The organism is Companilactobacillus muriivasis (assembly GCF_036246245.1).
GTDB classification, from domain to species: Bacteria; Bacillota; Bacilli; order Lactobacillales; family Lactobacillaceae; genus Companilactobacillus; species Companilactobacillus muriivasis.
Window position 1 is genome coordinate 103,788 of sequence record NZ_BTTQ01000009.1, and the last position, 13,047, is coordinate 116,834.

General features: G+C 37.8%; 9 protein-coding genes. 6 read left to right on the plus strand and 3 right to left on the minus strand.

The genetic code is table 11. The features are described from left to right. The first annotated feature begins 150 nt into the window (after nt 1-150). A complete protein-coding gene (locus AAA923_RS10555) occupies nt 151-1,431 on the plus strand; it encodes a cation:dicarboxylate symporter family transporter (protein WP_338216958.1) in 1,281 nt (426 codons plus the stop codon). Between the two features lie 637 nt (nt 1,432-2,068). Here AAA923_RS10555 and AAA923_RS10560 read toward each other — a convergent pair. Then, a complete protein-coding gene (locus AAA923_RS10560) occupies nt 2,069-2,695 on the minus strand; it encodes a CPBP family intramembrane glutamic endopeptidase (RefSeq protein WP_338216960.1) in 627 nt (208 codons plus the stop codon). Between the two features lie 141 nt (nt 2,696-2,836). On the opposite strand from AAA923_RS10560, the gene groES reads away from it, so the two are divergent. The 3 genes from groES to AAA923_RS10575 all read left to right on the plus strand — a co-directional run bounded on the left by groES (nt 2,837) and on the right by AAA923_RS10575 (nt 5,982). After that, a complete protein-coding gene (groES, locus tag AAA923_RS10565; protein WP_041498757.1) occupies nt 2,837-3,121 on the plus strand; it encodes a co-chaperone GroES in 285 nt (94 codons plus the stop codon). A gap of 51 nt (nt 3,122-3,172) precedes the next feature. After that, a complete protein-coding gene (gene groL, locus AAA923_RS10570) occupies nt 3,173-4,804 on the plus strand; it encodes a chaperonin GroEL (protein ID WP_041498756.1) in 1,632 nt (543 codons plus the stop codon). 605 nt (nt 4,805-5,409) lie between these two features. Then, the gene (locus AAA923_RS10575) at nt 5,410-5,982 is read left to right on the plus strand and encodes a hypothetical protein (protein WP_338216963.1); all 573 of its coding nucleotides are present in this window, start codon (nt 5,410-5,412) and stop codon (nt 5,980-5,982) included. 50 nt (nt 5,983-6,032) lie between these two features. On the opposite strand, the gene AAA923_RS10580 is transcribed toward AAA923_RS10575, so the two are convergent. Together AAA923_RS10580 and AAA923_RS10585 are read right to left on the minus strand one after the other, a co-directional pair. Beyond that, entirely contained in the window at nt 6,033-8,555 is a 2,523-nt protein-coding gene (locus AAA923_RS10580) for an isopeptide-forming domain-containing fimbrial protein (protein WP_338216964.1), read from the minus strand. 189 nt (nt 8,556-8,744) lie between these two features. Beyond that, nucleotides 8,745-11,261 (minus strand): isopeptide-forming domain-containing fimbrial protein, encoded by a 2,517-nt coding sequence (locus tag AAA923_RS10585; RefSeq protein WP_338216966.1) that lies wholly within the window; start codon nt 11,259-11,261, stop codon nt 8,745-8,747. Between the two features lie 173 nt (nt 11,262-11,434). Here AAA923_RS10585 and AAA923_RS10590 point away from each other — a divergent pair, with 173 nt between their 5' ends. Beyond that, nucleotides 11,435-12,247 (plus strand): MerR family transcriptional regulator, encoded by an 813-nt coding sequence (locus tag AAA923_RS10590; RefSeq protein WP_338216968.1) that lies wholly within the window; start codon nt 11,435-11,437, stop codon nt 12,245-12,247. A 72-nt stretch (nt 12,248-12,319) separates the two neighbouring features. Then, nucleotides 12,320-13,015, plus strand: coding sequence for a DUF554 domain-containing protein (locus AAA923_RS10595; RefSeq protein ID WP_338216970.1), 696 nt, complete (start codon nt 12,320-12,322; stop codon nt 13,013-13,015). Nucleotides 13,016-13,047: the final 32 nt, after the last annotated feature.

Sequence of the window (13,047 nt, forward strand, 5' to 3'; positions counted from 1 at the left end):
AAACTAGAACAATATCACCGTTACATATAAATAATGTTCGCTATAACTAATAAAATGAAAATTATTTTAATTTGAAATCGCTATCAATTCCCCGTTTCTAAAAAAATCTTCTATAATTAAAGACATGTTAATTCAAAAGGGGACTTAAAATTGCAAAGACAACGATTTTTTCGAGTTAGTCTAGGGTGGCAAATTATTATTGGCTTGATCCTAGGTATTGTTTTGGGACAGGTATTTTACCAGAATAAGGTTGCTATACAGGTAATGCAGAACATCGGGACTATGTTTATTTCGATGATTCAAATGATTGTGTTACCAATTGTTATTTCTTGTTTGACTGTTGGTATCGCCAATATGGGTGATATTAAGAAACTCGGTCGAATCGGATTAAAGACGTTAGTTTATTTTGAAATTATGACTACTTTAGCGATTATTATTGGTATTGTGGTGGCTAATGTTACCCACCCCGGTACCTATATTGATATTCATAGCCTAAAAGGTTCGGATATTAGCCAATATACCGCAACCGCTAAAACAGCTAAACATTCGGGTATTTGGTCAATTCTGATGAATATTATTCCAACTAACATCTTCGCTTCCTTGGGTAAAGGTGATATGTTGCCAATTATCTTCTTCTCAGTTCTCTTTGGACTAGGAACAGCTTCAATCGGTAAGCAAGGTAAAATTATTACCGACGTATTGAATGCAGTTGCAAACGTAATGTTTAAAGTCACTAACTGGGTTATGCGTCTAGCTCCCATTGGTGTCTGTGCTTTGATTGGTGTTACCGTCGGGGAAATGGGCTTCAATTCGTTGAAACCACTGGCACTGTTCATTCTGATTGCTTATGCAACAATGGCATTCTTCGTATTCGTTGTCATGGCACTTGTTGGTCACTTATTCCACGTTAGATTTTATGAATTATTTAGAATTATTGAAAATGAAGTTACACTTGCTTTTACTACCGCCAGTTCTGAAGCGGCATTGCCAAAGATGATGGAAAAAATGCAAGATTATGGATCATCAAAAGGTATCGTCTCCTTTGTAATTCCAACCGGATATACATTTAACCTTGATGGTTCAGCGATTTATCAATCATTGGCTGCCTTATTCTTGGCTCAAGCCTACAATATTCACTTATCCATCGGGCAACAAATTACCCTTGTGGTGGTATTGATGTTAACATCTAAGGGGATGGCCGGAGTGCCCGGAGCATCGTTTGTTGTACTCCTAGCCACAGTATCAACAATCGGTGTACCAATGCAAGGTTTGACCTTCATTGCAGGTATCGACCGTCTCGTAGATATGGGACGTACAGCCGTCAACGTTGTCGGAAATTCACTAGCTACAGTTATTATTGCTAAGAGTGAAAAGGAATTCGATGATGAAAAACGGAAGAAGTACGTTGCATCGTACACACGTGGGGACTAATAAAAGCACTCCATGTAGTCGAAAAACAATTTAAACACACAGAGAACAGCTTGCCGAAAATGGTAGGCTGTTTTTTTATGTATGCCGCCGAAAGCTGGCAATAATGCAGTTCCACTATGGGGACCAATCCGAGCCAAAAGGCGGTCTCGAATCTCGCTTTGAAGCCTTGCAAAATCCTCAAGTCTACAAAGTCGGCCCCGTGGAGTAAGAACGAGAAATTCACTCGTCCTAACTCCACCTTCACAGCGGACTGCATTATTGCCAGCCTCCGGCTAGGTTTTTTGTGTGATGATTAATATTGAGTACTTCGTTTGATATTGGTAAATGAAGATAAACAAAAAAGATATCTGCAATTTTTTAATATATTGCGGATATCTTTTATTTGTTTTTCGTAGTTTATATATATCAACAAAGAGAGTAATACAAAATTCTAAAATACACGAGCCGGAGGTTTCGAGGGAGTGAAGTTACCAGCAGTGGCAGTGGTGTTAGGTCGGTGGTTTTCCGGCCTTACAGCACAGGACGTATTTTGAGATTCGCGTACTTTGCGAAGCTCAAAATCGAGACTTGAGACCTTGGCTCAAGTCGGTCCCACAGCAGGCAACTTCATCTCCCTCGAAACCGGAGGCGGCAAAAACTACATGATTCCAATCGTTAAAACAATAGCGTTCATAATAATATGGCTACCGGCACTAACGTAAATATTTTCCGACTTGTAGTAAACATATGAGAACCACAATCCCATAAAGACATAAACCAAGAACCTAGTATCCTGATGCATAAACGCAAACATGAAAGCTGAAACAATAGCAGCAATATAAATGTTAGTTGGTTTGATCAAGTTGGCGAAGAAAACTCGTCTGAAGATGATTTCTTCCATAATTGGTGCAGCAATCATCACGTAGATGAAATAGTATGGATATTCTTTGACCATCAGCAACAAACTTAGTGTATTTTGTGAATCGGTGCTGGCATGGAATAATAATTTATCCGCGAAGCCAATTCCGAATTGAACTACTAATGCACCCACGGTTCCTAAGATGATCCATTGTAAATCGTGATTTAAATTAGTTTTTTTCTCAAAGTCTAAAGGACCACTCTGTTTGACTAAATAAATCATTAGACCAGTGACAATCAATGATGCAATCGTGACGGTGATAAAGTAGGCTGAGCCTGTGATAGAGAACATTGTCAGGATAGTTCCTAACGATAATAACAGGATATAAGCCAGCAATGTGAAAAACTGATTTGTTCGATAAGACATAATTTCCCCCATATTTTTTAAAGGTTAATACTTGCAACTTCACAATATAATGTTAATATAAAACTTGTAATTAGCACAAGAGATAGTTGAGTGCTAAAAGATACAAAAAACATTGAATTAATATTACTGGAGGTATTTAAATTGTTAAAACCACTTGGAGATAGAGTCATTGTAACAGTCGATAAAGAAGAAGAAAAGACAGTTGGTGGCATTGTTTTAGCAAACAACGCTAAGGAAAAGCCACAAACAGCCGAAGTTGTTGCCGTAGGTGACGGACTAGTTGCTGATAACGGTACTAAATTACCTATGAACGTTAAAAAGGGTGACAAGGTTCTTTTTGACAAGTACTCAGGCTCAACAGTTAAGTATGAAGACAGTGAATATTTAATCCTTCATGAAAAAGATATCATGGCAATCGTTGACTAATTAAAACTTAAACAAGAAAAATTTATTTTAAATTATGGAGTGTGAAAATTAATGGCTAAAGAAATTAAATTTTCAGAAGATGCACGTTCAAAGATGTTGGATGGTGTTAATAAACTAGCTGATACAGTTAAGACAACAATCGGACCTAAGGGTAGAAACGTTGTTCTTGAAAAGAGTTATGGCGCACCTGAAATTACAAATGATGGTGTTACAATCGCTAAGAGTATTGACCTAGAAGATCACTTCGAAAACATGGGTGCAAAGCTTGTTTCTGAAGTTGCTTCAAAGACAAATGATATTGCTGGTGACGGTACTACTACTGCTACTGTTTTGACACAAGCAATTGTTAAAGAAGGTATGAAGAACGTTACTGCCGGTGCTAACCCTGTTGGTATCAGAAGTGGTATCGAAAAGGCAACAAACGCTGCTGTTGACGAACTTCACAAGATTTCACACAAGGTTTCTGGCAAGAATGATATTGCTCAAGTAGCTTCAGTTTCATCAGCTAGTGAAGAAACTGGTAAATTAATCGCTGATGCCATGGAAAAAGTTGGTAACGATGGTGTTATCACAATTGAAGAATCAAAGGGTATCGATACAACTCTAGACGTTGTTGAAGGTATGCAATTCGACCGTGGATACATTTCACAATACATGGTTACTGATAACGACAAGATGGAAGCCGACCTCGACAATCCATACATCTTGATTACTGATAAGAAGATTTCAAATATCCAAGATGTTTTGCCATTACTACAAAAGATTGTTCAACAAGGCAAGTCACTATTAATCATCGCTGATGACATTGATGGTGAAGCATTACCAACACTTGTATTGAACAAGATCCGTGGTACATTCAACGTTGTTGCTGTTAAAGCTCCTGGCTTTGGTGACCGTCGTAAGGCTCAACTTGAAGATATCGCTACATTAACTGGTGGTACAGTTATCACTTCAGACCTTGGCCTTGAACTAAAAGACACAACAATGGATCAATTAGGTCAAGCTGGTAAGGTTACAGTTACAAAGGACAACACAACAATCGTTGAAGGCTCTGGCGATAAGGATGCTATCAAGGAACGTGTTGATCTAATCAAGAAACAAATCGGTGAAACAACTTCTGACTTTGACAAAGAGAAGTTACAAGAACGTCTAGCTAAATTAGCTGGTGGTGTTGCTGTTGTTAAAGTTGGTGCTGCTACTGAAACTGAATTGAAGGAACGTAAGTACAGAATTGAAGATGCTCTAAATGCCACACGTGCCGCTGTTGAAGAAGGTTACGTTGCTGGTGGTGGTACAGCCTTCATGAACGTTCTTGATAAAGTTACAGCTCTTAAAGCTGAAGGCGACGTTCAAACAGGTATCAACATTGTTGCCCGTGCTCTTGAAGAACCACTCCGTCAAATTGCTGAAAATGCTGGTATGGAAGGTTCAGTTATCGTTGAACACATCAAGAATGAAAAGAACGAAGTTGGTTACAATGCTGCAACTAACAAGTGGGAAAACATGGTTGACGCCGGAATCATCGACCCAACTAAGGTTACACGTTCAGCTCTACAAAACGCAGCCAGTGTTGCTTCACTATTGTTGACAACTGAAGCTGTTGTTGCTGACAAGCCTGATAAGAATGCTCCTGCCGCACCTGCTGCTAACCCAGCTGCTGGCGGTATGGGCGGTATGATGTAGTCCATTTAAACTAAACAATTATAAACGTTGGTAGATTAAATTCTGCTGACGTTTTTTTGTTGTGTTATTGAAGGAAGCCGCCAGAGGGGAACAGTGATTCCGCCGCAGTTTGACCGGTCCGAGCCAAGGTCTCGAACCTCGATTTTGAGGTTTGCATAGTGCGCAAATCTCAAAATACGTCAGTTGTGTAAGAGCTGAAGCTCTAACACAACTTGAACTGCTGGCTCCATCACTGTTCCCCTCTGGCTAGGTTTTTATCAGTAGAATTTTTTGTTTATGATATCAGCTCTAGTTTAATAGATGTGTGTGTGGAATGATTGACTGTCAATAGAGTATAAAAGAATCGGAAGGGATGAGAATATTAACCAGCTGTGGTTGTGGCGTTATTGCTTTAGCAATTACACCACCGGGCGTGTTTGGAGACTTACCGGTCTTTGGTAAGGCTTCAAACCGAGGTTCGAGACCGAACTTTGGCTCGGACTGGTCCGCATAGCAGGTTAATATTCTCATCACTGGAGACGGCAAACAAGTAATTCATTTCCTATCTGGACCTTAAAAGTATAAAATGAATTACTGTCGAATAGAAAATAGAAGAGAGAATCAGAATGGATAGTATTGAATTTGGTCGTAAGATCAATTACGTACCTATGGCAATCAGCTTAGTTATTGGATTAGTTGTGGGAGTTTTGGTATTTGTCTTTACAAAGGTTGCTTTGTTGGCCGTACTTTTGGGCATTAGTGCATTAGTTATTATTGCTTTGCTTTATGCTCGTTCAATGAATGATTTTTATGGCTACTGGGAGATTAATGACGAGGGTATTCGTAGTTACGATTATCAAAATCTCAGTATCAGATTGCAGTCAGTTTTGTTTCCTTTTAGTGAAAGTCAGCTGGACTTCAAATTTAAGGATATAAAGAGTTTAACGGTAGTTGTGGGTAAAGAGATGAATGCGCCCAGTAATATTCTAGGAGGCTCATTTAACGCTCCTAAGAAGATTATGTTTCACTTGCCAACTCCTTACTATTTAGAGTTGAAATTGGATGATGGTCGTCAGGTTAATTTGGATTTGTCAGCTGATTGGGATGACAGCGAAACGATTGAATATGTTATTGCTGTGATTTGTTCAGAAGCGGATATTCCAGCTGAAATTGTTAAGCAAGAAAATCAGAATGCATAAAAAATGGAATCAATAATCACAATCGATTATTGGTTCCATTTTTTTATATTTTATTGTGGGGTATCATCAATTGACCAGGTTATTTTACCGCTATATTGACCAGCTTTTGAATTGGCAGGAACAAGCAATTTCCACTTATTCAAACCAATGTAACCACTCAAGTCGTAGTTGTTATATGAACCACTGAAACCACCACTTTTAATTGGTACACCAGGGGCTATAACGATTGGTTTCCAGTCAGGCGTATTGTCATCGTTACTTTGATCAAACATCATTGCATTGTCGCTATCAGAAGTAATCAATTTATTACCATTACTCTCAATAGGATCAGTTGTGTTGTCGTAAGCTACTGAGACGTTGAAAGCTGTGTCAGCGCTATGATTGATGATTAGCTTTCCATCAGTTCTTACGTTGTTTAGCATCCGGGGATTTCCAATAGATGTGGTACTGCCGAAATCAATGGTTGAGGGAACTTCGACAAATGATGTCGTTGGGAGAGTTTCTTCAATATTGAGGTCGGCATTGTCAGATATTATCGTCCCATAATTGGTACTAGGATTTATGACGACGTTGGTTATCGTGGCGGTATTCGAGACAGTTGCCTTATTAATGCCAGTGATTTTAGCCTTGAAATCAACTGTTAAAGGATTACCACTGGTAATAGTACTTACGTCAAAGTCCAAAGAACTTTTCGGGGAACCATTCATTGTAATGCTATCAGGTACTAATTCAAGTCCATCAGGTACAACATCATTGAAATGGCCAGACTTTAAGAAATCTATTCCGATAGGACTTAGAGTAGTTTGGTATTCAACGATATCGCCTTTTTTACCACTAGCTGAACTAGAAAAGGCACCATCTGGATCAGTTGTGTCATTACGGATTTGATTGGTGAATTGATATTTGAAATTAGGTATTGTAACAGGAATATTTGTAGTTGCAGGATTGGTGACATCTCCAGTATTATTTACATGGTTGTGACCGGTGAAATATGCATTATTGGTTATGTTTGAAGTAGTTTTATTATTGATTGTAGCATCGTATGTAACAACATATTTACCTTTATCACCGATCGTAGTGTTTGGATCGTAGTCAATTGTATTATTAGTAGTACTTGAAGTTGGGACACCATAAGAACTTTTAATTACGTCAACATCATGTTGATCACTTCCCGAACCAGAAGGCTCTTTCTCAGTCCAAACATATTTTACAGAGCTAGGATCCAATGTGAGGCCAGTTGGCATTGTATCTAACAAACGGTTGTAATCCCAACTTGAACCACCGATGCCTACACTTAGTGTGAATTGAAGTGTATCTCCAACTTGATTACCGCCGGTTTTTCTAGTTTCGTTAACGTAAGTTTTACTTACAGTTGGTGTGGCATAACCGGGTAAAGTACCACCGATAGCTGAGCTATAATGTGTTGTTTGACCAGGATTTATGGTAGTTGGCTTCCATCTTAAAGTATAGGCAGAGTCTTGTTCATCATTATTATTAACGATAGGGACGACTGCTCCACCAGCACCCACACCGTATAGTAATGGAGAACCTGCCGGTCTACTATAATCACCAATGTTATTAGAATCGTCTAAATTATATGTTAGTTTTGGACTAGTTAAATCACCAGTACGTCCGTTTAAAGGTTTTCCTTTTGTAGACCAATTGAAAGCACTGCTGTAGGCTTGACCCATGTAATTATCAAATCCGTTAGTAACATTATTAGTTACGAAAATTTTTGATGAATTAGTAGGAGCAATTTTACTACTGTAAAGATATAATCCTTGATTATTTCCAATTGCATACATGGGGACGTCATCTGAAGAATTTGCCCCAGTGGAATCCAAGTCTGTATCCTCACCATAGTAAACTTGAAAGGTCTTTTTTGAAGTAGTAGGGTTGTATAAATATAATTCTCTTTGAACAATTGGTGCTCCGGAAGGAGATGGACGTAGTAATATTTCTGCGTAAATACTTTGGTTGTAAACGTAACCACCAATTTTATACACCGATTTACCGTTTTCTGTTCCAGTATAATAAACTTTATATTTTAATTGTTTTAGAATTGAAAAGTTACTGTAATTAAGCTCGGAAATCCCAGTTACTAAAGCAAAATCAAGTGATGTGTCAGATGCATTTCCAGGACTACCACCTTTATAGGAGTTCGCACCTTGGTGTAATATCCCATAATATTTACCATTATTGTTAAAAAAAATATTAATTTTTGAATTGTAAAGTGAAGCCGCACCGGTGGCAATTCCAGAGTCCGTAAGAATAGTGTTATCAGCACCACTTTTAACTACATTATTGTTAGCATCCCGAGCTGCCCCAAATGTGTAGTCCAAGGAGGCATTCCCTCCAAGAGAAATTTCACCGACATTATTAGTCGTTGAAGCATAAGTTTGTGCTTTCCAGTTAGTAACGCCATCATTGATTTTGGAAATATTAGTTTCAACATCTCCTTGACCGGCACCCTCAACAGTCAAGGTTTGATTACTAAAGAAACACATGAGCATAAACATAATAAAAAATGCACCCAAAAATTTTGGAATACATTTATATAATTTTGTCATCATCATTATTCCTCCCTGAAAATAAGGATAATTTAAAAATCGTTTTATATATTCGTATATAAAGCAATTATAAATCATTTTTAGTTAAGGATTTATCTTTTTATAAAGAATATTAAATAATGATTAGGACTATATATACAAAAATGGAATCAATAATCATTTCCCAGATTACTGATTCCATTTTTAATATCATTAAATACTGTCATTAATTGACCAAGTTACTTGACCACTATAAGCTCCAGCTTTGCTATCGGCAGGAACACGTAATTTCCACTTATTAGCACCAATATAATCAGTTAAATCATAGTTGGTATGTGAACCACTGAATCCATCACTATTAATCGGAACTGGATCAGTTGTAAGGGGATGCCAGTTTTCGTCAGAATCGCTCTTGGCTTGATTGAATAGCAATGATTCGCCGCCATCTTGAATTAACTTGGTGCCATTACTTGCGATGGGTTGGTCACCGTTGTTATCATAGCTAACACTTACTTGAAATGGTGTGTCGGCAGAGTGGGTAATAACTAATTTACCAGTTGTGCTGACGTTTGGAAGGGTACGTTCAAGTCCAGCACTATTGACGCTACCAAAGTCGATTGTTGTTGGGACTTCGACGAATGAAGTTGTCAGGGGGGCAGCTTCAATGTCTACGTCGGCAGGAGCTTCATTTTCAATACTACTGTATTGTTGACCAGTGTTGGTTGAGACATTATTTAAATAGGCATTGTCAGATGCAGTTGATTCCGCTATCCCAGTAATCTTAGCTTTGAATGAGATTATATTGTTAACATTATTAGATAGTGAACCAGTTGAAAAGTTTAAGCTGTCTTTTGAAGCTCCGTTTAAAGTAACGCTTCCAGGAACTAGTTCTAAGCCATCGGGTAGATTATTTGCAAAGTTTGCGCTACTTAAACTACTATTTCCAGTACTGTTGAAATTTACTTTGTATTCAACGATATCATCTTTTTTACCAGTAGTTTTGCTTGAGAAGGCACCGTTAGGATCAGTCGTGTCATTTCTGACTTGGTTAGTGAAACGATATTTGAAAGTAGGCGTGATAACTGGGATTTTAACACTATCAGAATAGTCTGCAGGTGTATCAACAACATTAGCACTTTGACCGGTGAATGTAGCCGTATTAGTTAAATTTCCGCCATTGTTGTAAGGTGCTTGATTATTTATTGTCGCATTAAAGGTAATCGTATACGTTGAATTGCTACCGCTATCAGGAATAGTGCCAGATGGATTACAGTCGAGACTGTTGTTGTTCACCCAAGTAGAAGGCATTGATTTCGATCCTACCATCACAGAATTAGGATCAATGGTTAAGCCTGTCGGCATATTATCAACAACGTGGCTTAAAAGCCAAGTTGATTTATAACCTTCATTTTTAACTTTTAACGTGAATTTCAGTGTGTCACCAACATGATTACCACTGCTGGAAGATTGGTTGGTGTATGTTTTGCTGACATTGATAGCTGCATACCCAGCGACAGTAGCCCCTATGGTTGAAGAATACTCTTGCACTTGACCAGAGGCCAAGTTGGTGGCTGGCCATCTGAGTGTATAAGCTGAGTCTTGCATATTGCTACTATTGACAACTTTATTTCCGTTCGATATTAAAAGATTAGTATCAGCTTTGTCAGCTGTATCACCATTCTGAGTGTCATTAGGCTGTGTTGACCAAGGAAGCTTAGGATTTGTAATATCGGAGGTACTACCATATTTTTCTTTACCTTTGATTCCCCAATCACTTGGATTGGTGAGAATTCTTCCCATGAAATCTTTAAATCCGCCAGGAACAACATTAGTAACAAATAATTTTGAAGCGGGGTCATAGTTGTTACCGTCAGAATCGGTACCGCTCATTAGATATAATCCTTCTCCTCCACCAATCGCAAACATAGGGACATTATCAACTGCAGTATCGCCATTTTTGGGACTCAAACCAGTATCTTCACCATAAAAAGTTTGAAATTGTTTAGTATTTGAATCAGCATTATAAACATATAATTCACGTTGAACAATGGGTGCACCATTTAATGCTGGCCTTAAGACGATTTCAAAAAAAACATTTGTTTTGGTGTAATATCCTAGTAATTTATAGACAGGTCTGCCTTTAGGATCTGATCCAATGTAAAATTGTTTAGTAGTATTAGCTCCAGAATCGATAACATTTAAGTTGGCGTATAGATTCATTGCCGAATAGTAATTGGAAACTGCGGAACCGGTTAGTAGAGCATAATCAATTGAAGTATCTGAGGCTGTTTCTGGGGTACCACCAGATCCGATATATGAATTTGCACCTTGATGAATGATTCCGTAGTATTGACCACCATAGTCTAAAAATATATTAATTTTCCCATTAGTAATTGTCGGAGCACCGTTGACTGTTGGAGTGGAGCTTTTTTTAGTAATGGTATTATCACCAGAAATAACCTTACCACTGGAGTTACGAGCTGCTCCAAAAGTATAACCGAGTGATATGTTTCCACCAATAGGGATTTTACCAATTTCATTGGATGGTGAGTTATTTTGAAGCTTCCAATTGGTTATACCATCGTGCTTTTCAAAAATTTTTTCTGCAGCTGTATATTCTGCAGCGGATATAGCATCAACTGTCAAAGTCATTTTATTCAATGTCAAAACCATCATCAAAGTCGTAAATAAAACAAATAATAATCTTGTGACTAATTTATTCCTTTTCATTTTTATTCCCCCGAAAATACAATTAAAAATTTAATAGTTATAAAATTTAGTCTAATTTGTCCAAATTCATTCAGATTTATTATAATCTATAATAATTAATTTAATGATTCACATTTCAATGTTATTTTTTTCACAGAATGAATCAAACACTCAATAAAAAAAGGAAGAAAAATATGAATCAATTTTTTTCGATTGGTCAGCTTGCTGAACTGTTTAATATCAAGATATCTACGTTGCGTTATTACGATGAAGTGGGTCTGTTGAAACCTGCTAAAGTCAATGCTAAGACGAATTATCGCTACTATTCGACACAAGAATTCGAACGGCTAAATGTGATCGGCTATTTGCGAGCATTGGACTTGTCGGTTGAATCGATTAAAGATTTCTTTGAAGCTCGTGATATTGATAAATTGGAAGAAATGCTAAAGCAACAAAAATCACAAGTTCAGGCACAAATTAAAGTTTTGCAGAACGTTGAACAGCGAATTGATGCTCGAATTGGACAAGTTGAGGATGCTACGCATAGCAAGTTAGATACGATTGAACTAATTGATCTGCCAGAAATCCCCGTAATTTATTTAGATGAAAATTATCGTCCTAGTGATGATATTGAGTTTCCTATCGTAACCCTGCGACAAAAGTATGGGGTGGATAAGAATATTTTTTTGGGAAAAATTGCACTGAGAGTTTCTATGGAACAGTTACAGCAACAAAATCTTTCTGATTATAGTGGCCTGTTACTAATATTGGAACCGGGGGATGATACTGACGCTACGGGTTCATTGGCTGCTGGCAAGTATTTGCGCTTGAGATTTCACGGGACACACAATAATGCAACTGAGCAGTATCAAAAATTGTTGAACTATTGTCAAAAGCATGCTTATCAGATTATTGGTCCAGCAGTTGAAACAGCCCTGATTGATTATGGTATTACCAACGAATATTCCAAATATGTGACGGAAATTCGGATTCCTATTAAAGATTGAAAAAATTATTGACCCTCTAGTCACTAGAGAGTTTATAATTTTAAGTTAACATCATCATTTAGGGGGGATCTTATGATAGGAACAATTTTTAACGTCTGCATGATTTTAGTGGGAAGTTTCGTCGGTAGCTATTTCAAAAAAGGAATTAAGCCGGCGTATAATGAGATCCTGACACAGGCTTTGGGATTGGCTGCGATTGCCATTGGACTAAACGCCGTCGTGCAACATATGCCAAAAAGTCACTATCCAGTTTTATTCATCGTCAGTTTGGCTGTTGGGGGATTGATTGGACAAGCGTTTAATTTGGAAAAGCGTTTCGATAACTTAGTTGCTAAATTTTCCAAACCCAAAAAGGGCGGTGGCAACAATTTGGCTGAAGGTTTAGCCACTGGTATTTTGCTATACTGTATCGGTTCATTGTCAATCTTGGGACCAATTCAAGCAGCGTTGAACAAGGATTATACTTTCCTATTTACCAATGGGATGCTTGATGGAATCACGTCCATTGTTTTGGCATCAACTTTTGGTATCGGAATGGCTTTGGCCGCAGTCGCAGTTTTCACTTGGCAGGGCAGCATTTACTTGATTGCCATGTTGTTGCAAAATTCAATCAACAATAATATGATTACTGAACTGACAATTGTCGGAGGCATTTTAATCATGGCATCTGGACTAGGCTTGTTAAATATTAAAAAAATAAAAGTTTTGAATTTATTGCCATCTTTAGTGGTACCAATCGTGGTTATCGCAGTTATGCAATTATTCTAAAAGATACGACCAGACGTTCGTCTGGTCTTTTT